The 20856-nt window shown below is 72.3% G+C and carries 20 protein-coding genes and 1 tRNA gene; 2 read left to right on the forward strand and 19 right to left on the reverse strand.

Features of this window, described 5'->3' with window-relative positions; translation table 11 throughout:
• Nucleotides 1-28 precede the first annotated feature (28 nt).
• Complete coding sequence (locus LRP67_RS00510; RefSeq protein WP_231268012.1) at nt 29-994, reverse strand: MsnO8 family LLM class oxidoreductase; 966 nt, start codon at nt 992-994, stop codon at nt 29-31.
• 128 nt (nt 995-1122) lie between these two features.
• Here LRP67_RS00510 and LRP67_RS00515 point away from each other — a divergent pair, with 128 nt between their 5' ends.
• Nucleotides 1123-1803, forward strand: coding sequence for a hypothetical protein (locus LRP67_RS00515; RefSeq protein ID WP_231268014.1), 681 nt, complete (start codon nt 1123-1125; stop codon nt 1801-1803).
• Between the two features lie 58 nt (nt 1804-1861).
• Here LRP67_RS00515 and LRP67_RS00520 read toward each other — a convergent pair whose 3' ends face one another.
• From LRP67_RS00520 to LRP67_RS00570, 11 genes are all read right to left on the reverse strand, one after another.
• Complete coding sequence (locus LRP67_RS00520; protein ID WP_231268016.1) at nt 1862-2695, reverse strand: protein phosphatase 2C domain-containing protein; 834 nt, start codon at nt 2693-2695, stop codon at nt 1862-1864.
• Nucleotides 2696-2884: 189 nt separating this feature from the next.
• Entirely contained in the window at nt 2885-3529 is a 645-nt protein-coding gene (locus LRP67_RS00525) for a response regulator transcription factor (protein WP_231268018.1), read from the reverse strand.
• Complete coding sequence (locus LRP67_RS00530) at nt 3526-4680, reverse strand: sensor histidine kinase (RefSeq protein ID WP_231268019.1); 1155 nt, start codon at nt 4678-4680, stop codon at nt 3526-3528. The genes LRP67_RS00525 and LRP67_RS00530 overlap by 4 nt, the downstream gene beginning before the upstream one ends.
• A gap of 24 nt (nt 4681-4704) precedes the next feature.
• Nucleotides 4705-6819, reverse strand: coding sequence for an MMPL family transporter (locus LRP67_RS00535; RefSeq protein ID WP_231268021.1), 2115 nt, complete (start codon nt 6817-6819; stop codon nt 4705-4707).
• Between the two features lie 189 nt (nt 6820-7008).
• Nucleotides 7009-7084: transfer RNA gene (locus LRP67_RS00540), tRNA-Ala, on the reverse strand.
• Nucleotides 7085-7156: 72 nt separating this feature from the next.
• Nucleotides 7157-7981: a hypothetical protein gene (locus LRP67_RS00545; RefSeq protein ID WP_231268022.1), complete on the reverse strand. Its 825-nt coding sequence runs from the start codon at nt 7979-7981 to the stop codon at nt 7157-7159.
• Nucleotides 7982-8185: 204 nt separating this feature from the next.
• Nucleotides 8186-8809 (reverse strand): GNAT family N-acetyltransferase, encoded by a 624-nt coding sequence (locus tag LRP67_RS00550; RefSeq protein WP_231268030.1) that lies wholly within the window; start codon nt 8807-8809, stop codon nt 8186-8188.
• Nucleotides 8799-9275 (reverse strand): molybdenum cofactor synthesis domain-containing protein, encoded by a 477-nt coding sequence (locus LRP67_RS00555; RefSeq protein WP_231268264.1) that lies wholly within the window; start codon nt 9273-9275, stop codon nt 8799-8801. Before LRP67_RS00555 ends, LRP67_RS00550 begins: the two co-directional genes overlap by 11 nt.
• Entirely contained in the window at nt 9272-9757 is a 486-nt protein-coding gene (gene moaC, locus LRP67_RS00560) for a cyclic pyranopterin monophosphate synthase MoaC (RefSeq protein WP_231268032.1), read from the reverse strand. The genes LRP67_RS00555 and moaC overlap by 4 nt, the downstream gene beginning before the upstream one ends.
• Entirely contained in the window at nt 9750-10994 is a 1245-nt protein-coding gene (gene glp, locus LRP67_RS00565) for a gephyrin-like molybdotransferase Glp (protein ID WP_231268034.1), read from the reverse strand. Before glp ends, moaC begins: the two co-directional genes overlap by 8 nt.
• On the reverse strand, nt 10987-12375 hold the full coding sequence (locus LRP67_RS00570) for a UTP--glucose-1-phosphate uridylyltransferase (RefSeq protein WP_231268036.1): 1389 nt from the start codon (nt 12373-12375) through the stop codon (nt 10987-10989). Before LRP67_RS00570 ends, glp begins: the two co-directional genes overlap by 8 nt.
• A 23-nt stretch (nt 12376-12398) precedes the next feature.
• On the opposite strand from LRP67_RS00570, the gene LRP67_RS00575 reads away from it, so the two are divergent.
• Nucleotides 12399-13004: a 5-formyltetrahydrofolate cyclo-ligase gene (locus LRP67_RS00575; protein WP_231268038.1), complete on the forward strand. Its 606-nt coding sequence runs from the start codon at nt 12399-12401 to the stop codon at nt 13002-13004.
• On the opposite strand, the gene hemB is transcribed toward LRP67_RS00575, so the two are convergent.
• From hemB to LRP67_RS00610, 7 genes are all read right to left on the reverse strand, one after another.
• Nucleotides 13005-14000: a porphobilinogen synthase gene (gene hemB, locus LRP67_RS00580; RefSeq protein WP_231268039.1), complete on the reverse strand. Its 996-nt coding sequence runs from the start codon at nt 13998-14000 to the stop codon at nt 13005-13007.
• A gap of 102 nt (nt 14001-14102) precedes the next feature.
• Nucleotides 14103-15809: a uroporphyrinogen-III synthase gene (locus LRP67_RS00585; protein ID WP_231268042.1), complete on the reverse strand. Its 1707-nt coding sequence runs from the start codon at nt 15807-15809 to the stop codon at nt 14103-14105.
• Entirely contained in the window at nt 15806-16771 is a 966-nt protein-coding gene (gene hemC / locus LRP67_RS00590; protein WP_231268043.1) for a hydroxymethylbilane synthase, read from the reverse strand. Before hemC ends, LRP67_RS00585 begins: the two co-directional genes overlap by 4 nt.
• Nucleotides 16768-18060, reverse strand: coding sequence for a glutamyl-tRNA reductase (locus LRP67_RS00595; protein ID WP_231268045.1), 1293 nt, complete (start codon nt 18058-18060; stop codon nt 16768-16770). Before LRP67_RS00595 ends, hemC begins: the two co-directional genes overlap by 4 nt.
• A 10-nt stretch (nt 18061-18070) precedes the next feature.
• Nucleotides 18071-18751, reverse strand: a complete 681-nt coding sequence (locus LRP67_RS00600; RefSeq protein WP_231268047.1) for a redox-sensing transcriptional repressor Rex — start codon at nt 18749-18751, stop codon at nt 18071-18073.
• Between the two features lie 156 nt (nt 18752-18907).
• Entirely contained in the window at nt 18908-19147 is a 240-nt protein-coding gene (locus tag LRP67_RS00605) for a glutaredoxin family protein (RefSeq protein ID WP_231268048.1), read from the reverse strand.
• Between the two features lies 1 nt (nt 19148).
• Nucleotides 19149-20777: a class I adenylate-forming enzyme family protein gene (locus LRP67_RS00610; RefSeq protein ID WP_231268051.1), complete on the reverse strand. Its 1629-nt coding sequence runs from the start codon at nt 20775-20777 to the stop codon at nt 19149-19151.
• Nucleotides 20778-20856: the final 79 nt, after the last annotated feature.

The following is a 20856-nucleotide window of genomic DNA, read 5'->3' on the forward strand; positions in this document are numbered from 1 at the left end:
CCGCGGCCGCTCATGTGCCCCGCCCGGGCTAGGAGACGATCGCGCGTAGCGCGGCGTCGGACGCCAGCAGCGCCTCCCGGTCGTACGTCGACGTGCTGGCCATCAGCTCGTCGGCGCCGGTGCGCTCGACCAGGCGCTCCAGCGCGCGGCGCACGGTCGCCGGGTCGCCGGCCACGGCGCGGTCCAGGGCCGAATCCACGCGCCGCCGCACCTGGTCCGGCCACGGGTGGGCCCGGATCGCCTCGGGCGCCTCGAGCGGGGGGAACTTCCCCGTCTGTCGCGACCGCGCCATCGCCCAGGCCTCCGGCAGGGCGAGCTCGACGGCGCTCGCGTCGTCGTCGGCGACCGTGACGTCCAAGGAGACGGTCACGCTCGCGGTGCTGCCTCGATGCGGACGGAAGTCACGGCGGTAGCCGGCGAGCCTCTCCCCCACCTCGGGGTCGTCCAGGATCGGGCCTCCCACGACCACGGGCAGGCCGAGCCTGGCGGCCACCTGCAGGCCTCGTCCCGTCGCGAGCAGGTGCATGGGGGTGGCCGGAGTGACGGGGCGCACTGTCACCGCGGCCGCTCCCTCGAGGTACTCGCGCAGCTCGGTCAGGTCCGCCTCGAAGGTGTCCGGCTCCTCGGCGCCGTGGCGCAGCGCCCGTCGTACCGGGGCCGTGAACCCCAGCGACCGCCCCAGGCCGAGGTCCACCCGTCCGGGGAAGAGCGCCTCGAGGACGCGGAACTGCTCGGCCACGACGAACGGCTGGTGGTGCGGAAGCATGACCCCGCCCGAGCCGATCCGGATCGTCGAGGTGCGGGCTCCCAGCGCGGCCAGCAGGACCGGAGGGGAGCCCGAGGCGATCCCCGGGACCGCGTGGTGCTCCGCCACCCAGAACCGCTCGAAGCCCACCGACTCCGCGTGCCGCGCCCTCTGAATCGTGCCGGTCAACCCTTCGGCGTCGGGCCGGCCGGCGCGGGTCCGCGAGCGGTCGAGCAGGGAGAGCCTCACACCTGCGCCAACGCCCGCCCGGCCGCGAGGCTTCCCCTGCGGACCGGGCCGGACCGGTTGCAACCATCGGCGCGCTTCTCGCGTCTCGCTCTCGACGTCCCACCCCGGGACCCAGGAGAGAGACCTCGGTGCGCCACCCCCTCATCCCCACGCTGGCCCTGAGCCTGGCCGGTGCCGCCGTGCTGGCGGGTGCGCCGACCGCCGTCGCGCGCGACGTAGCCGGCACCGCCGCCTCCGCCCCGGGCTGGGTCGAGGGCGTCATCGTCGACGCCGCCGGCGCGCCCGTGAAGGGCGCGCTCGTCAATGTCCTGCGCTCGCCCGAGGTGCCGGAGACCGGCCTGGTGCCTGGTCGCTACCTCGCGGGCGCCGCCGCGCCCGGCTCGCCCTGGCGGCCGGGGTGGCGGCCGGTCACGATCACGGGTGCGCATCAGGTGGTCACGCCGGTCGTGCGGGTCCGCCGCGGCGCCGGCATCACGCTCGCCCTCCGCCAGGGCGGACGTTCGGCGGCGAACGCGGTCGCCGAGCTCCGCGACCGTCGCGGGCGCCCGGTGCTCGTCGGCGCCGGCGACGAGCGGGGCGTGGTCGCCTTCACCGGGCTGCGTCCGGGCCGCTACACCGTCGTGGCCGCGGGTCGGGGGGCGCCTGGCCCGCGAGGCCGGCGACGGGAGATCAACGACGAGATCTTCTTCGTGACGTTCCCGTTCCAGGACGGCACGCCGTACTGGCTGGACACCGCCATGACATCAGTGACGCTCGGTCCCGGCACGCACCACCTCGGCGACATCGTGGTGACGACGTACGGCGGCTGAGAGGCGCGTTCGTGCTGGGCGGCCTCGGACTGTCCGGGTGCCGTTGGCATGGCTCGGGTCACTCGCCGATGGACCCGCGTTCGACAAGGTCGCAGTAGGCGATGGTCGCGTCGTCAGGCTCGCCAACGCCCTCACGTGAGCCGGCGCCCGCAGCCTCGGCTTCCCGGATCCGTCGCAGGATCTCGTGGGGGCCATCCGCACGGATCAGCTGCAGAACGGTCGGCCACTCGCAGAGCTGATAGGGGTCCACGATCCGACTGGCTCCATTGCTGAGAAGCGCGGCGCCGCGGAGCTGCTCGATGGGCACCCAGCCGGTGACCGCCTCCATCGCGGCGCGCGGATCGTCCTTGGCGATCCAATATCCGCCAGGCTGATTGCGCCGAGCCCGTAGCGCGTCGATGACCGACTGCTTCCTCTGGTCGTGCTCACGGGTCCCTGCCGGGACCCCGTGCAGGGCGGCCGTGCACTCGCGGCGCACGCTGACCTCGCGGGTGTCGGTGACCACCTGCGGGAGACCATCGATCAGGTCGAGAACGACGTACACGTCGCCCAGCACCAAGAAGTCCGCGCGGTCGCCCCTGAATCGGACTATCGACACAGTCGATTGCGGGCTGCTCGGGTTCGCGATGTCGCACGTGTCGCGATGCTGTCCGGCGACCTCGTCGATTGCATCGGCCAAGGCCGCGACCAGGCTCGTCTCGTCATCGCGGGCCAGCCTTGCGAGCAGGCTCGCGCCGAGACGGTGGGAGTACCACGCCACTCCATGGCGACAGATCGCCTCGCTGCCGCGGACTCCAGCGCCGTCGAGCAAGACCGCCGCGCCGGGCACACCGCCGACGAAGTCTTCATTGGGTCGACCGTGACCACGACTGGTGGCACTCACGAACCTCATCCACGCGACCCTAATGCGAATGTGGCCTGAGCACTCCGGTCGCCGATCGACTGTGACGCACCGGACGCACGCAGCGAGACGCTCGTCCTCAGAAGGGCCATCGCCCAGAATGACCGACGTCCCCGGTCCCGCCGTTGGCGCGGGGGTGAGATCTCCGGACTCGCCCGGGGGGTGGACGCTGGGACGCGCCTAGGGGAGCCCGGCTTCGTAGGCGGCGATCACGAGATGGACCCGGTCGCGAGCGCCCATCTTCGCGAGGATGCGGCCCACGTGTGTCTTGGCCGTCAGCGGGCTGAGGACCAGCTCGTCCGCGATCTCCTGGTTGCTGAGGCCCGCGGCGATGAGCCGAAGCACCTCGCGTTCGCGCGTCGTCAGGCTGGCCAGCCGTTCGGGCGCAGGCGCGTCGGGACGACTCAGCGCACGGGTGATGACCGTCCTGGTCGCGCCGGGCGACAGCAGCGCCTCTCCCGCCGCGACGGTGCGGATGGCGTCCAGCAGCGCGTCCGGGCGGGTGTCCTTGGGCAGGAATCCACACGCCCCCGCGCGAAGGCCGCGCAGTACGTTGACGTCGGTCTCGAAGGTGGTCAGGATCAACACCTTGCTGCCACGCGATCCATCGTCAGCGAAGATCTGTTGCGTCGCCTCGACGCCGTCGGTGTTCGGCATCCTGATGTCCATCAAGACGATGTCGGGGCGCAGGTCCCGGGTCAGCGTCACCGCCTCGTCGCCGGTGCCGGCCTCCCCGACCACCTCCATGTCATCAGCGGAGTTGACCAGCAGCGCGAACGCGCCGCGCACCAGGGTCTGGTCGTCGGCGAGCAGGACCCGGATCACGACGGCACCCGCCAGATCTCCGGCAGCGGCAGGCTGGCGCGCACCTCGAATCCTCCGGACTCTCCCGGCCCGGCGCACAGTTCGCCGCCGACCGCCTGCGCCCGCCCTGTCATCCCCAGGATGCCGAAGCCGGCCGAGGTCACGGTCGAGCTCGGTCGCGCGGGCCCGTGATCGACGACCTCGACCCGCAACCGGGGACCGTCCTGGTCGAGTCGGACGGTCACGTGCTTGGCCGTCGAGTGTCGAATGACATTGGTGAGCGACTCCTGGATGATCCGATAGGCCACCACGGACACCGTCGACGGTAGCTCCTCCGGCAGCCCGTCGGCCTCCACGTCGACCCGGACATCAGCCGCCGCGGCCATCTCCACCAGACGCTGCAGCTCGCCGAGGTGGGGCGCTGGCTCGGTCGGCTCGGTCTCGCCACCATGCAGGACGTCGAGTACGGCGCGCAGCTCATGGAGGGTGGCCCGACTCGTGTCCGACAGGTGGTGCAGCGTGCTGGACAGCTCCTGCAGCGACGCATCCCCCCGCCCCGGCAGCTGGTCGATCAGGTGCGCAGCGACCGACGCCTGGACGTTCGCGACCGCGAGGCCGTGCGCGAGGACGTCGTGCAGCTCGGCAGCGATCAGAACCCGCTCCTCGGCGACCCGCCGCTCGACCTCGTCGGCACGCTCCTGCTCGAGTCGCGCGGTGACGGCGGCCTTCCAGTTCTCATGGAAGCGGACCGCCAGTCCCGCAAAGAAGGCCACGAACAGCCAGCCGGCGCCGAGGAGAGCATCGTCAGGTGCCCCCGACGCCTCGTCGGCGAGGACCGGCACGGTCACCGCGGCCACCGCCAGCAGGGCCGCGGTGGGCCGCCGTGGTGGGTCGCAGTAGCGCGCCGCCGTGAACGCCGCCACCAGCGAGGCCGGCATCGTGGCCTCATGGGGATAGTCGAGGATGTGGTACGGCGTCGACACGGCGAGGACCGCGAGGACGACGAGGATCGGCCAGCGCCGGCGGGCCAGCAAGGGCGCCGACATCGCGCCCAGGAGCGCGATCGCCCACAGATCCACGCTTCGCTCGCCGTCGAAATCGACTTCCTCGAGCGTGATCGCGACGACGACGCCGAGCACGAACGACCCCGCCGCCAGCAGCCGATCGGCCACTGGCGGACGGAGCGCCGTCATCGTTCAAGCACGGTCATCGACACTGTCCTCACTCGTCCGCGAGAGCTTGCTGGGCCACCAGATCCTCGAACCCAGCGACATCGTCAGTGCGGGAACCACGATGGACCGCACCAGCAAGGTGTCGATGAGCACGCCGACGGCGACCAGTATCCCAATCTCGACGAGCATGACGAGCGGCAGCGAGGCGAGCACCGCGAACGTCGCCGCCAGCACGACACCGGCCGAGGTGATCACGCCACCCGTCACTGCGAGGCCCCGCTTCGTGCCCTCGACAGTGCCGTGCCGGACGGCTTCCTCCCGCACCCGCGTCATGAGGAAGATGTTGTAGTCGACACCGAGCGCGACCAGGAAGAGGAACCCGATCAGGGGCACCGACGACTCCATGCCGGCGAATCCGAGGACATGGTCGAACAACAGGTTGCACAGTCCGAGGGCGCCGAAGTACGACACCACGACGGTGGCGACCAGCACCAGCGGAGCCACGATCGCCCGGAGCAGTAGCCCGAGGATGGCGAGCACCACCAGCAGGATCAGCGGCATCACCAGATTGCGGTCGGTCTGGTTCGTCTCGGCCTCGTCGAGCCTCTCGGCACTCGGCCCGCCGACCAGCGCGGCCTCACCGGCGACCTCGTCCACGTTCTCCCGCAGTTGCTTGATCGTGGCCGTCTCACCCGCGCTGTCTGGCGAGTCGACCGGGAGCACGGAGATCTCCACCCAGTCGTCGCTGGCCCGGCCGATCTCGGCTTGGGCGACCCCCGGCGTGCTTTCGACGGCGGCCAGGACCTCGCGGCTCTGATCCGGCCGGCTCATCACGGTGAGCGGCTGACCGCTCTCGTCGGGGTAGCGAGCCTCGATCAGCTTCGCCCCGGTCACCGACTCCGGTGTCGAACGGGCGAACTGGTCCAGCTGCGGAAGCGAGCCGCTGGCACCCACCGTGCCCAGGGCGAGACCGCCCAGGATCACCAGCGGCACCGCCCAGCTGACGACGCGGCGGCGCGCAACCAGCTCGCCGAGTCGAGCCCACCCAGATCGGGGCTTGTGTGCCTCACCCCCGAGTCGCGGGACGAACGGCCAGAAGACGCGGCGCCCGAGCACCACCAGCAGGGCCGGGAAGAGCGTCAGCATGACGAGCAGCGCGGACCCGATGCCCGCAGCACCCACCGGGCCGAGACTGCTGATGCTGTTGAGGTCCGCGGCCAACAGGCACAACAAGCCGGCGACCACCGTCGCCGCCGAAGCGAGGATCGCCGGCCCGGCCCCACGCAGCGCCGCCAGCATCGCGTCGATCGGCCGAACGTGTCGGTGCAGCTCCTCGCGGTAGCGAGACACGAGCAGCAAGGCATAGTCGGTGCCCGCGCCGAAGACCAACACGATCAGCAGCGCCGAGCTCATGCTGGTGATGGTGAAGTCGAAGATCTGGGTGAGTGCGTAGACGGTACCCATCGACGTGATCGCCGCGACCCCGACCGAGGCGAGCGGGACCAGCCACAACACCGGACTGCGATACGTGAGGATCAGCAGGAGCGCCACCACCACGGCGGTAGCGAGCATCAATGTCGCGTCGACGGCATCGAAGACCTCGTCCATGTCGGCCCCCAGCGCGCTCGGACCGGTGACATACGCGTTCAGGCCGCTCGGCCGGTCCTCGAGGAGGTCACGCGCATCGGCAGTGGCGCCGGCCTCCTCTGCGACCGCATCACGGTCGAGCGGAAGCGCGTACATCAGGGCCGTGCCGTCGTCGGAGTCGACGATCTCGGGCAGTGCACCGGTGTCGCTGCCGAACCGCTCCGCCAGCTCGGTCTGACCGCGGACGACCGCCTCCCGATCGCCCGGTTCGAGACCGCCCGCTCGTTCGTACACGACCATGAGCAGGCCGTTCTCGCCGCCGGGCAGCTCGGCCTCGGCCTGGAGCACCTTGGTCGACTGGGCACTGGCCGGCAGGTAGTCCACCTGGCCATCGCGGGTCACCGAGTCGAGCTTGCCGGAGAGTGAGTAGCCGCCCACCACCAGCCCGGCCCACACCGCCAGCATGAGCCAGGGCAGCAGGGTCTTGGTTCGTGACCTCTTCGGTCTGGTATCGGCACCGGAGTGGTCGGGCGCCAGCAGTTCAGTAGTCATGGCGATCACGCTGTCAAGCCGGCGGGGCCGACGCGTCTGGCCACGGCAGACACTTCGCCGTACTCCGCGCGGAGTACGAGGGACGGCTGGGGCAGGTGCTGCTCACCGTCGCCCCGCGGACCTGCTGCGGGGTGGTTGCATATGCAAGACCGGGCCTGCCCGCATCACTGCAGGTCAGACCCGGCCCTTTGGTGGAGCTGAGGGGATTCGAACCCCTGACCTTCTCATTGCGAACGAGACGCGCTACCAACTGCGCCACAGCCCCATCACGCCGTACGGGATCACCGACGGCGCGGGACGAAACGCTATCACCAGCCCCAGGAGGGCACCGAATCGGTCAGGAGCCGGATGCGCGGCGGCGCTCGTCGTCCTGGCCCGCGGCCTTGGCCGAGCGCTCCGCCTCCTCGGCCTCGCGAGCCAGGGCGCTGTCGGCCTCGGTGCGGCCGGAGGTCCAGACACCGGTCGAGTCCAGGTCGATGGTGCGGACCGAGCGGCGGGTGGCCTGCTCCTTCGAGACGTACGTCGGGAGCGTGACGGGCACCGGGTCCCACGCGTCGGGATCGCGCGCGGCCGGGGGCTCGTCGGCGACGACGTCGATCTCCTCGGTGATCGGCCCCTCGACGGGCTGCTCGGGGAGCACGACGGGGACGCGGATAATCGGGGCGTCGACCGCGCGCTCACGCTTGACCATGAGCCGGCACGCGACCAGCCAGAGGGCGAGCACCGCGACCGGGATGCCGACGTAGGGCCAGGGGATGACCGCGCCCACCGCGAGCGCGATCACGACGAGGGTGGCCAGGCCGATCAGGCTAAGGACGCGCAGGCGGCGCTTGGCCGCGCGGGCCGCAGCGGCGCGGCGGGCCCGGCGCTCGGCAGGGGTCGGAGCGGCGACCTCGGCCTCGACGGCCGGCACCTTGTCGGGCACGGCGACGGGCACCTCGACCACGGGCCGCGCCGTGGAGGCGGGCCGCCCGGGCGTCACGACGAGGCGGGCGCTCTTGCCGCTGGTCGGCTCGCGCCGGGCCAGGACCCGCATCGTGTGAGAGAAGCGCTCGACGGACCGGCTGCGGCCGGCGTCGTCGTGGTGCTTGAGCGCCTTCGGGATCAGGTACACGGCCCAGGCCACTGCCAGGGCGACGAAGATGAGTGCGCTCAGGTCCACGAGTCCGAGGTTAGGTTCGTTACCCCGTGCTGGGGCGGATGTCTACCCGTGTGTCGCAAATTGCTGGTGTTGCTTGTGTGGTCCGGGGGCGCGCTGGTGCCGTATCCCGAGATTCACCGGGCACCCGGTGAATCTGGTGCCTCCCGTACGAAGTTTCATACGGGAGCCGTGAGTTTCACCGGGCACCCGGTGAAACTCCCCGCCCTACCCGCCCGCCCGATCCGGGCGACCGCCTCCGAGGCGGGCGAGCATGCCGCCGGGGACCTCCTCGACGGTGACGGCGTAGATCCGGTGGTCGCGCCAGTCGCCGTCGATGTGCAGGAAGCGGGGGGCGAAGCCGACCTCGTGCAGGCCGAGCTTCTCCACGACGCGCAGCGAGTTGGAGTTCTCCGGGCGGATGGCTATCTCGACCCGGTGCAGGCCCGCGACGGTGAAGCAGTGGTCGATGACCATCGCGACCGCGCGCGGCATGACGCCGCGGCCGGCGAACTCCTGGTCCAGCCAGTAGCCCACCGACGCGAACTGCGCCGAGCCGCGCACGATGTTGTTGACCGTGACCTGGCCGGCGAAGCGGCCGTCGACCTCCAGCGCGAAGGGGTAGGTCATGCCCTGACGGGCCTGGCGCTTGAGCCGGCGTACGAGCGAGCGGAACGACGAGACCCGGGCCGACGACCCTGGCGGCGCGGTGGCATCCCACGGCGCCAGCCACGCGGCGTTGCGCTGACGGGCCGAGCGCCAGGCGTCCACGTCACCGTAGGCCAGGGGCCGCAGGGTGATGACGGGGTCCGTGCCCTCGCTCAGGCGGGCCGGCCAGGCGCTAGTGGTCACTGCCGGCGACCTGCTCGACGGCGTGCCACAGGATCGGCCGCAGCACCTCGAGCCCGTCCTTCACGCCTCCGCGCGAGCCCGGCAGGTTGACCACCAGCGCGGAGCCGGCGATGCCCGCCACCCCCCGCGACAGTACGGCGGTCGGGACGCCGGCGGCCACGCCGGCGGACCGGATCGCCTCGGCGATGCCGGGCACCTCACGATCGAGCAGCGGGCGGGTCGCCTCGGGGGTGCGGTCGGTCGGCGTGAGGCCGGTGCCGCCGGTGGTCAGCACGACGCGCGCGCCGGCGGCGACCGCGGCGGCGATCGCGGCTCCCACCGGGTCGCCGTCGGGCACGACCGCAGGAGCGCCGACGGCGAACCCCAGCGACTCCAGGAAGTCCACGATCAGCGGACCGGTGGTGTCCTCGTAGACGCCGGCGGCGGCGCGGTTGGACGCGACGACCACCGCGGCCGGCAGGCTCACCGCGTCCACTCCCCCGACCTCCCACCGGACTTGGCCTCGACCCGCACGTCGGTGATGACCGCGGCCTTGTCGACGGCCTTGACCATGTCGATGACGGTCAGCGCGGCGACCGAGACCGCGGTCAGCGCCTCCATCTCCACGCCGGTCCGGTCGGTGGTGCGGACCGTCGCGGCGATGTCGACGGAGAGGTCGGTGACGGTGAGGTCGACCGACACCGACGACAACGCCAGCGGGTGGCACAGCGGGATCAGCGAGGGCGTCTGCTTGGCGCCCATGATCCCCGCCAGCCGGGCGACGGCCAGGGTGTCGCCCTTGGGCATCCCCTCGCCCCGCAGCAGCGCGACGACCTCCGCGGAGACCAGCACCCGCCCTGACGCGGTGGCCTCGCGGGCCGTGACGTCCTTGCCGGAGACGTCGACCATGTGGGCCGCACCGCTGTCGTCGACGTGGGTCAGACGGGGCTCGCTCCGCGGCTCACTCATGGGCTCCTCGATCCAGCAGGACGACCTGCACCTGGGTGCCCGACTCGAGCGCGGTGAGCTCCTCGGGCACGACGATGAGCGCGTTGGACGCGGCGAGGTCCGCGACCAGATGGGAGCCGGTGCCGCCGATGGGCCGGACGGTGACCGTCGCGCCGTCCGCGCCGAGGGCGTAGCGCCCGCGCAGGAACTGCCGCTTGCCCGACAGCGACGACACCGAGCCCTCCAGCATCGCGGTCGTCATGGGCTCGACGGCCGGCGCGAGCCCCATCAGCGTGCGCAGCGCCGGGCGCACGAAGAGCTCGAAGGAGATGTAGGACGACACCGGGTTGCCCGGCAGCGTGAAGATCGGCACCCGCCGCTCCCCCGCGTGCCCGAAGCCCTGCGGCTTGCCGGGCTGCATGGCGACGCCGCCGAACCAGACCGTGCCGAGCGAGCGCAGCGCGGACTTCACGATGTCGAAGTCGCCCTGCGAGACGCCGCCGCTGGTCACGACCACGTCCGCGGTCGCGGCGGTCTCGTGCAGCAGGGCGAGGAACGCGTCCTCGTCGTCGGGCACCGTCCCGACGCGTACGTCGGTCGCGCCGAAGCGCCGAGCGGACGCAGCCAGCAGGTAGGAGTTGCCGTCGTAGATGGAGTCCGGGCCGAGCTCCTCGCCCGGGTCGCGGAGCTCGGAGCCGGTGGACAGGACCGCCACGCGAGGCCGCGGATGCACCGACACGGTGGGGCGACCGACCGAGGCGAGCAGCCCGAGGTGGCGCGGGCCGAGCCGGGTGCCCGCCGAGATCAGGTGGTCACCCTCGGTGACGTCGCCGCCGGCGGCGCGGATGTGCTGACCTGGGGCCGGTGCCTGGCTGACCCGTACCGTCGAGGCGCCACGGTCGGTCCACTCGTAGGGCACCACGGCGTCGGCGCCCTGGGGCACCGGGGCGCCCGTCATGATCTTGGCGACCTCGCCCGCGACGATCCGGCTGGGCCCGGCCTGGCCGGCGCCGATCTGACCCACGACGGGCAGCTCGACGGGCGCGTCCGGCGTCGCGGTCGCGACGTCCTCGCGGCGCACGGCGTAGCCGTCCATGGCGGAGTTGTCGAAGCGGGGCAGCGACAGCGGGGCGGCGACGTCCTCGGCGCAGACCAGACCGAGGGCGTCGAGCAGCGGCGCCTTGACCGGCGCGGCCGGCCGCAGGTCGGCCAGGACGCGGGCGAGGAACTCGTCGACGGAGACGAGTCCGTCAGGCATCCGCCGTACCGCTCAGGACGGTGTCGGGGGCGACCCGCTCGGCCTTGGTGGCCTCGAGCTCGACGTCGCCGACGACCTGCACGCCCTTTCCGAAGGTCCAGTCCCCCTCGACCTTGAGGGATGAGGCCTTGCGCATCGACGGCGCGCCCTCGGGGAAGCGCTTGTCGAACTCGCGGACCAGCTTGTAGAAATGGGTGTCGAGGTCGACGAACGGCAGGTCGCCGGCGACCTGGTCGAGCACGAAGTCCTGGCCGATCTCGTAGACGTCGGAGCGCAGCACCAGGAGGTCGTTGGTGGTCTTGACCGGCACGAACCGGTCGCGCCCGACCTCGATCAGCTGCGCCCCCTCGAATACCTCGATCGCCGCGCCCATCGCCGTCTCGATCTGGACGACCTTCGGGGTGCTCGGGTCGCCGGGGTCGACGTTCTTGACGTTGCGGATGAGCGGCAGCCCGAGGATGCCCTGGCGGACGTCGAGCGCCTGCTTCATCGCGGCCAGGTCGAACCACAGGTTGTTGGTGGAGCAGAAGCGGTGCCGGTCGAGGTCGGCGAGGGCCTCGGCGTCCTCCGGCGGCGTCTGCGCGGTCTCGCGCAGGACGATCCGCCCGTCCTGCTTGCGCCGCGCGAAGTGGCCGCCCTTGCGGTCGGAGGCGGTGCGCCGGACGGCCTCGATGGCGAACGGCGCGCCGGTGCCGGCGAACCAGCCGGCCACCCGCGCGTCGGGCACGGCGCCGAGGTTGTCGGAGTTGGAGACGAAGACGTACTTGAAGCCCCGCTCGATCAGCTGGTCGAGCAGCCCGGTGCCACGCAGGGCGGTGTAGACGTCGCCGTGTCCGGGCGGACACCACTCGAGGTCGGGGTCCTTGGGGTAGGACACCGGCGAGAGGTCCTTCTCCAGCAGCTTGGGCTCCTTGTTCTGCAGGAACTCCAGCGGCAACCCCTCGACCGGGAGGTCCTCGTACCGGGCCAGCGCGGCCACAGTGTCCTCCGAGGTGCGGAAGGAGTTCATGAGGATCAGCGGGAGCGTGGCGTCGTACTCCCGGCGCAGGTGCAGCACCTGCCGGGCGATGATGTCGAGGAAGGACAGCCCGCGCCGCACGCACAGCAGGGACTTGGCGCGGTCCATGCCCATCGAGGTGCCGAGACCGCCGTTGAGCTTGATGACGGCGGTGCGCCGCACCGCCTCCGCGCCCGCCTCCTCGTCGACCTCGACGTCGCTCAGCGCCGGCATGTCGACGGGGTCGATGCTCGACTCCGGGATCATGCCCGTCTCGCCGTGCTCGAGCAGCCGGAAGTAGTGCGCGAACGTCTCGATCGCCACCTCGTCCACGCCGGCCTCGACCATCTTGGCGCGCGCCCTCTCCAGCCCCTTGCTACCCATACCACCGATCGTAGGCTTGCCCGGTGCAGACCCCGCAACCCAGTCCACCGCCGCTGGGGGGACCCCTCGCCAAGACCGCCCTGCGCGACCAGCTGACGACCGCCCGCAACCGCCGCCCTCTTGTGGAGATCGGCCAGGCGGCGACCGGGATCGCGGCCCACCTGCTGGCCGCCGAGGAGGTACGGCGCGCGGCCACCGTCGCGGCCTACGTCGCCGTCGGCACCGAGCCCGGCACGTCGCCCCTGCTCGACGCGCTGCACGCCCGGGGCACGCGGATCCTGCTGCCGGTGCTGCTGCCCGACGGCGACCTGGACTGGGCTGCGTACGCCGGGGACGCCGCGCTGATGCCCGCGCGCTACGGCATGCTCGAGCCCGCCGGCCCGAGGCTCGGGGTAGACGCGATCGCGACACCGGACGCCGTGCTGGTGCCCGGGCTGGCGGTCTCGGACACGGGGCTGCGCCTGGGACGCGGCGGCGGCTCCTACGACCGGGCGCTGGCCCGGGTCCCGGCCGGCACGTTCACCTGCGTGCTGCTCTACGACGACGAGGTGGGCCGCGAGGTCCCCGTCGAGGCACACGACCGCGCCGTCACCGCCGCCGTCTCGCCTTCGGGGCTGGTGCGGTTCTGATCAGCGCAGCAGCTGGGCGGCCTCGGAGGCCCAGTAGGTGAGGATCACGTCGGCGCCCGCGCGGTGGATGGACCCGAGGGTCTCCAGGATCGCCGGCTCTCGGTCGATCCAGCCGTGGGCCGCGGCGGCCTCGACCATCGCGTACTCGCCCGAGATGTTGTAGGCCGCGACCGGCACGTCGACCGCGTCCCGCACGCGCCGCACCACGTCGAGGTAGGCCAGGGCCGGCTTGACCATGACGATGTCGGCGCCCTGCTCGATGTCGAGCAGGGCCTCGCGCACGCCTTCGCGGGCGTTGGCGGAGTCCTGCTGGTAGGTCCGGCGGTCGCCCTGCAGCGAGGAGTCGACCGCCTCGCGGAACGGGCCGTAGAACGCGGAGGCGTACTTGGCGGAGTAGGCCAGGATCGACACGTCCTGATGGCGGGCGCCGTCGAGCGCGGCCCGGACGACGCCCACCTGGCCGTCCATCATCCCGCTGGGGCCGACCATGTGGACGCCGGCCGCGGCGTGGGCGAGGCCCATCTCGGCGTAGACCGCGAGGGTCGCGTCGTTGTCGACGCGGCCGTCGGACGTCAGCAGTCCGCAGTGGCCGTGGTCGGTGAACTCGTCGAGGCACAGGTCGCTCATCACGGTGAGCGCGTCGCCGACCTCGGCCACGACGTCGGCGATGGCGAGGTTGAGGATGCCGTCGGGGTCGACCGCGCCGGAGCCGACCGCGTCCTTGGCCTCGGGGATCCCGAACAGCATCACGCCGCCCACGCCCAGCTCCGCGGCCTGGGTCGCCGCCGCCTTGAGGCTGTCGCGCGAGTGCTGCACGACGCCGGGCATCGATGAGATCGGCTGCGGCTCGGCCAGTCCCTCGCGCACGAAGACCGGCAGGACCAGCTGGCGCGGTCGGACCTCGGTCTCCGCGACCAGCCGGCGCAGCGCGGGCGTCGTCCGCAGCCGGCGCGGTCGCACGACCGGGCCGGCGACGGTGATCTCGTGCTCAGTCATGCGCCGCCTCTCTGGTCCCTGTTGTGGCCGTTCATCTCACCGGGTCTCGACACGGCCGTCGCTGGTGCGTTCCTCACCAGCGGGCCCGCTCGACCTTCCTCGTTACGGCGCCGTTCCCGCTTCGCGGGTACGGCGCCGCGAGGAAGCCTTGCGCGACGACGGCTTGGTCACGGGGTCGCCGGCCTCGATCATCGCGCTGCGGCGGGCGGCGCCGAAGTCGGCGAGCGCGTCGACAAGAGCCTCGACGTCGGGCCTGGGCGACATGACGTCGACGCGCAGGCCGTGCTCCTCCGCGGTCTTGGCCGTGGCGGGACCGATCACGGCGATGATCGTCGACGGGTGCGGCTTGCCGGCGATGCCGACCAGGTTGCGCACCGTCGAGGACGACGTGAAGACGACCGCATCGAACTTGCCGGTCTTGATCGCGTCGCGCGTCGGCGCCGGCGGGGGCGTGGCGCGCACGGTGCGGTAGGCGGTGACGTCGTCGCACTCCCAGCCGAGGTCGACCAGGCCGGCGACGAGGTTCTCGGTCGCGATGTCGGCGCGCGGCAGGAACACCCGGTTGATGGGGTCCAGCACGTCGTCGTACTCCGGCCAGTCGGCCAGCAGACCGGCGGCCGACTGCTCACCCGACGGCAGCAGGTCCGCGCGCAGTCCCCAGTCGGCGATGGCCTGAGCGGTCTTGTCGCCGACCGCGGCGATCTTGAGGCCGGAGAAGGCGCGGGCGTCCAGGCCGTACTCCTCGAACTTCTCGCGCACGGCCTTGACCGCGTTGACGGAGGTGAAGGCGATCCACTCGTAGCGGCCCTCCACCAGGCCGCGCACGGCCTTGTCCATCTGCAGCGGGTTGCGCGGGGGCTCCACCGAGATCGTCGGGACCTCCTCGGGCACGGCGCCGTAGCCGCGCACGCGCGTCGACAGCGAGCCGGCCTGCTCCTTGGTGCGGGGCACGAGCACGCGCCAGCCGAACAGCGGCTTGCTCTCGAACCACGACAGCGTCTCGCGCAGGTCGACGACCTTCCCGACGACGGTGATCGCGGGCGGCGTCATGCGCGCGGCGCGGGCGTCGGCCGCGATGTGCTCGAGCGTCGAGGTGACGGTCTCCTGAGCGGTCGTCGTGCCGACGCGGGTCATGGCGACCGGCGTCTGCGGCGAGCGGCCGGCGAGCATCAGGGCCTTCGCGATGTCGCCGATCTGGCCGACGGCCGACAGCAGCACCAGGGTGCGGTCGCTGGCGTGGGCCGACCAGTCGATCTTGTCGCCGCAGGTGATGACGGAGATCTCGCGGTGGTCCTTGGTGGTCAGCGGGATGCCGGCGTACGCCGGGACCGCGCCGACCGAGGACACGCCGGGCACGACCTCGAAGCCGAAGCCGGCCTTGGCGACGGCCTGGGCCTCCTCGGGGCCGGAGGCGTAGAGGAACGGGTCGCCGGCGAGCAGCCGTACGACGCGGTGGCCCTTCTTGGCGTACCGCACGACGACCTTGGCGCGGGCGGCGTGGGTCAGCGGCTGGCCGTCCTCACCGAAGCCGCCGTCGACGAGCTCGGGGCCCTCGACCGGCGTGGGCTCGGCGCCCTCCTCCGGCTCGGCCTCGACCGGCTCGGGCAGCCCGAGCAGGGTCCGGACCAGCGGAGCGTGCTCGGGTGCCTCCGTCACGATCACGTCCGCCTGCCTGATCAGGTCGACGGCGCGCACCGTCAGCAGGTCCGGGTCGCCCGGGCCGCTGCCGACGAACGACACCCAACCGCGGGGAGCGGCCGGCTGGGAACCCTGGGTGGTGCCCTGGGGGGTGGTCTTGCCTCGCGTCATGCGTTCTGCACCTCTGCTGATGGTTCTGCCGGTTGATTCAGTTGACCTGCTCCGTCGGCGAGCATCTCGCTCGCCAGCCGGTTGCCGACGCTGGTCGCGTCAGCGGGGGCGCCGGATGCGGACATCCGAACCGACAGACCCCCGTCCAGTGAGAGTGCGATCGCTCGCACCCAGATCTCGTCCCCTTCGTCTCCTTCGGCGACCTCCGCCAGTGCACCGATCGGCGCCGAGCACCCGCCCTCGAGCGTGGCGAGCACGGCACGTTCGGCATCCACCGCCGCCCGGGTCGCCGCATCCTGCAGCCGCGCGAGCTCCCCGGCGAGGTCGCCCTCGGACCGGCACTCGATCGCGAGCGCACCCTGCCCGGGGGCGGGGAGCATCTGCAACGGGTCGAGCACCTCGGTCGCCTCCTCGAGTCGGCCGATCCTGGCGAGTCCCGCGCGGGCCAGCACGACGGCGTCGTACTCACCCGAGCGGACCTTGCCGATCCGGGTGTCGACGTTGCCACGAACGCCGACCACGTCCAAACCGAGGCCGAGTGCGTGCAGCTGTGCGGCCCGGCGCGGGGAGCCCGTGCCGACCCGGCTGCCGACCGGCAGCTCGCCCAGGCTGAGGCCGTCGCGGGCCACGACGACGTCGCGTGGGTCCTCACGAGTCGGTACGGCGGCCAGGGTGATGCCGTCGGCCGGGTAGGTCGGGAGGTCCTTGAGCGAGTGCACCGCCACGTCGACCTCGTCGGCGAGCAGCGCGTCGCGCAGCGCACTGACGAACACGCCGGTGCCGCCCATCGTCTCCAGCGCGGTGCCGGCGGCCTGCGTGCGGTCACCCTCCGTGTTGATCTCGACCAGCACGGCCTCGCGGCCCAGCGTGGTGCGGATCAGCTCGGCGACGTGGCCGGCCTGGGTGGTGGCGAGCAGCGAGGCGCGGGTGCCGACCCTCAAGGGGGCCTGGGGGTCGCTCATGTGAGGCCCTCCGGTCGGGTGACGGCCTCGACGGCCTCGGGGTCCAGCGCGAAGAGCTCGGCCAGCGCGGCGGCGTAGGAGATCGCGCCCTGCTCGTTGGCCAGCTCCTTGACCCGCACCGTGGGCTCGTGGAGCAGCTTGTCGGCGACGCGGCGCACGGTGTGCAGAATCTCGAGCCGGGCCGCGTCGTCGAGCTCGGGCAGCCGCCCGACCAGCCGGCTCATCTCGGCGTCCACCACGGAGGTGGCCATGGAGCGGAGTGCGACCACGGTCGGGGTCACGCTGGCCTGGCGCCGCGCGGCGACGAACGAGGCGACCTCCTGCGCGACGATGCGCCGGACCTCGAGCACCTCGCGTCCGGCGTCGGACTCGTGCAGGACCGCGGCGAGCTCGGCCAGGCCGACCAGCGTCACGCCCGCCAGGTCGGCGACCGACGGGTCGACGTCGTGCGGGAGCGCCACGTCGATGATCGACAGCGGGCGGCCCGCCGGGTTGGCGGCGGCGACCATCTCGCGCGTGATGAGCACCCCGGTCGCGCCGGCGCAGGTGATGACGATGTCGGCGCGGCCGATCTCGTCGATCAGGTCGCTCAGCGGCGCGGCGCGTACGCCGTACTCCGCCACGAGCCGGTCGGTGCGCGTCAGCGTGCGGTTGGCGACCGTGACCTGCGCGGCGCCCAGACGCGAGACGGTGGCGGTGGCGAGCCCGGCCATCGCGCCGGCGCCGACGACCAGCACCCGCTGGCCCGCGACGTCGCCGACGGCCTGGGCGGAGCGATCGAGCGCCGCCGTCACCAGGGAGGGGGCGACCAGGTCGATGCCGGTCTCGGCGCGCGAGCGCTTGCCGACCCGCAGCGCCTGCTGGAAGAGCACGTTGAGGGCGGAGCCCACGGTGCCGAGCTCCTGGCCCAGTCGCAGCGCCTCGCGGGTCTGGCCGAGGATCTGGCCCTCGCCGACGGCCATGGAGTCCAGACCGGCCGCGACCTGGAAGAGGTGGGAGACCGCGCCGTCGTCGTAGTGGACGTACAGGTGCGGCAGCATCGCCTCGACGCTCTCCCCGGCCCGCTCGACGAGCAGCCGCGAGAGCTCCTCGACGCTGCCGTGGAAGCGGTCGACGTCGCTGTAGATCTCGATCCGGTTGCACGTCGAGATCACCGTCGCCTCGGCGACGTGCTCGCTGGCCACCGCGTCGCTGACCAGCTTGACGACGCCGTCGGCGTCCAGCGCCACCTTCTCGAGCAGGTGGACCGGCGCGGAGTTGTGGGAGATCCCCACGACCAGGATGCTCACGCTGTGCCCCTCATGCGGTCTGGGCCTTCCGCTGCTCGTGGTAGGCGAGGATCTGCAGCTCGATGGACAGGTCCACCTTGCGCACGTCCACCCCGGGGGGCACCGAGAGCACGGACGGCGCGAAGTTCAAGATGCTGGTGATGCCGCAGGCGACCATGCGGTCGGCGACGTCCTGCGCGGCCGCCGCGGGCGTCGCGATGACGCCGATTGCCACCCCCTGCTCGGTGACGATCCCCTCGAGGTCGTCGAACGGCCGTACGTCGACGCCGGCGACGACCTCGTCGTGACGCTCGGGGTCGGCGTCGAGCAACGCCACGACCCGGAAGCCGCGGCTGCGGAAGCCGGAGTAGTTGGCGAGGGCGTGGCCGAGGTTGCCGATGCCGACGATGACGACCGGCCAGTCCTGGGTCACGCCGATCTCGCGGGCGATCTGGTAGCGCAGGTAGTCGACGTCGTAGCCGACCCCGCGGGTACCGTAGCTGCCGAGGTAGGACAGGTCCTTGCGGAGCTTGGCGCTGTTGACGCCGGCCGCGCCCGCGAGGTCCTCGCTGGAGCAGGTACGGGTCCCGGCCTCGGCCAGGCTCGTCAGAGCGCGGAGGTAGACGGGCAGGCGGGCGACGGTGGCCTCGGGGATCTCCCGGGCACTGTCACTGGTGCCATTGGTCCTGACACTCGTTGTCCGTGCGGTCACAGCGGTCCACTTTCCAGTCGCACACCACGTCTGGGAGCCGCCTCGCAGGCGGTCGGGCATGCGGCCCGATCACTGTAGGAGTTTGTGAACGCGAGAACAAAACGAGCGCAGCAGGGCGGTTACCACATGTGAGAAGACCCACGCTCGCGGGGGTCCTCAGCGAGCGAGGGCCGCCCGCAGCCGCGCCTCGTCGACGCGCCAGAAGTCGTGCTGCCGGCCGTCCACGAAGGTCACCGGGACCTCCTCGGTGAACCGTCGCTGCAGCTCCGGGTCGTCGTCGATCGACACCTCGACGTACTCCTCCCCGGTGTCGGCGCACACCTTCTCGATCACCGCCCGCGCCTCGTCGCACAGGTGGCAGCCGGGTCGGCCGTAGAGGGTGATCCGGGCCGTCACGTCACTCCAGGATGCCCAGCGCCCGGCGCCGCTCGAGGCCGCGCAGCCGGCCCTTCTGGACCTTGCCCGTCACCGTGAGCGGCAGCTCGTCGACGACCTCGATCCGGCTCGGCTGCTTGAACCGGGCCAGCCGCGTCGCGCAGTGCTCGCGTACGTCGGCCTCGACCCGCCCCGCGTCGAGGCCCGGCGCGACGACGTAGGCGACGACCGCCTCGCCGGTGTCGGCGTCCTCGACGCCGATCACCGCGACCTCGGTGACCCCGGGCACCTCGCCCACGACCTCCTCGACCTCGACCGGGTAGACGTTGAAGCCGGACACGATCACCAGCTCCTTGAGCCGGTCGACCAGGAACAGGTCCCCACTGGCGTCGAGGAAGCCCACGTCGCCCGTCGACCACCAGCCCTCGTCGTCGGGGCCGTCGGCACCGTCGGGCCAGTAGCCGCTGAACAGGTTGGCGCCGCGGATCTGGATCTCCCCCGGGTCGTCGCCGAGCGGCACGGCGCCGGCCTCGTCGACCAGGCGGATCTCGATCCCGTCGAGAGCCGCACCGACCGAGCCGTTCTGCAGCCGCTCGGAGCGCAGCGTGCTGGTGACGATCGGGGCGGCCTCGGTGAGCCCGTAGCCCTGGTGGATCGGGATGCCGGTGCGCCCGCTGAACTCCTCGATCACCGCACTCGACAGCGGTGCGGAGCCGGACAGGATCAGACGGACCGGGCCCAGCCGCTCCTCGGGCGCCTCGACGTCGCGCCAGTAGGCGAAGACCGGTGGCGCCACGGGCACCACGCTGCACGCCTCGTCCTCGATCAGGTCCAGGGTGCCCTGGGGGTCGAAGCGCTCGGCCAGCACGAGCTTGGCGCGGTGGCGCAGGACGCTCCCGAGCACCGCGTTGAGCCCGTAGACGTGGAACATCGGCAGCACGCCCAGCACCACGTCGTCGCCGTGGATCATCGCCGGCCGCACCGCCGCGGCCTGCTCGATGTTGGCGACCAGCGCGCGGTGGGTGAGCATCGCGGCGCGCGGGCGGCCCGACGTGCCGCTGGTGTAGAGCAGCGCGGCCAGCTTCTCGGGGTCCTGCAGCGCCGGCACGGGTCGTGCGGTGTCGGCGCGCAGCTGGTCGTAGCCCCGCTCGCCGGGCAGCAGGGTCGAGCCGACCGCCACCACCCGCGGCACCACCACGCGCGCCAGCAGGTCGGGGTCCACCTCGCCCATGCCCTCGGTGTCGCCGTCGATCGCGCGCCGCAGCAGCGCCACGGCCTCGCGGACCGCGGTGACCGTCTCGCCGTCGGCCGCCACCATCCGCGAGCCCGAGTCGGCCAGCATCCGGGCGAGCTCGCTCGGCGTCGAGAGCGGGTTGACCGGCACCGCCACGGCCTGCGCGCGCAGGGTCCCGAGGTAGGTCGTCAGGAACTCGATCCGGTTGCCCATCACGAGCATCACGCGCATTCCCGCCACGATGCCCGCGGCCCCCAGCCCGGTGGCGACGCGCCCGACCTCGTCGTCGAGCTGAGCCCAGGTCAGGCTGCGACCCACCGCTTCCACGACGGCGAGCTTGTCCGGGCTCTCCTCGGCCGCGAGCGTGACGAGCTCGGCGACGTCCGTCACCACCAGAGCTGCGTCTGCGCTGGACATGCGCCGATCCTTCCACACCCCGCCTCTCCCCGAGGAGAGTCGTCGATCGACGTGGGTGCGCCGTCGCTCCTTCGACGGG

Source organism: Nocardioides sp. cx-169, from assembly GCF_021083605.1.
Taxonomy (GTDB): domain Bacteria; phylum Actinomycetota; class Actinomycetes; order Propionibacteriales; family Nocardioidaceae; genus Nocardioides.

What these genes read in the sequence shown, in the direction of transcription:
- hemB (WP_231268039.1), bottom strand. Translation starts at nt 14,000, where the DNA reads ATGACTGAGCACGAGATCACCGTCGCCGGCCCGGTCGTGCGACCGCGC.
- moaC (WP_231268032.1), bottom strand. Translation starts at nt 9,757, where the DNA reads ATGAGTGAGCCGCGGAGCGAGCCCCGTCTGACCCACGTCGACGACAGC.
- LRP67_RS00535 (WP_231268021.1), bottom strand. Translation starts at nt 6,819, where the DNA reads ATGACTACTGAACTGCTGGCGCCCGACCACTCCGGTGCCGATACCAGA.
- LRP67_RS00585 (WP_231268042.1), bottom strand. Translation starts at nt 15,809, where the DNA reads ATGACGCGAGGCAAGACCACCCCCCAGGGCACCACCCAGGGTTCCCAG.
- LRP67_RS00610 (WP_231268051.1), bottom strand. Translation starts at nt 20,777, where the DNA reads ATGTCCAGCGCAGACGCAGCTCTGGTGGTGACGGACGTCGCCGAGCTC.
- glp (WP_231268034.1), bottom strand. Translation starts at nt 10,994, where the DNA reads ATGCCTGACGGACTCGTCTCCGTCGACGAGTTCCTCGCCCGCGTCCTG.
- LRP67_RS00520 (WP_231268016.1), bottom strand. Translation starts at nt 2,695, where the DNA reads ATGAGGTTCGTGAGTGCCACCAGTCGTGGTCACGGTCGACCCAATGAA.
- hemC (WP_231268043.1), bottom strand. Translation starts at nt 16,771, where the DNA reads ATGAGCGACCCCCAGGCCCCCTTGAGGGTCGGCACCCGCGCCTCGCTG.
- LRP67_RS00570 (WP_231268036.1), bottom strand. Translation starts at nt 12,375, where the DNA reads ATGGGTAGCAAGGGGCTGGAGAGGGCGCGCGCCAAGATGGTCGAGGCC.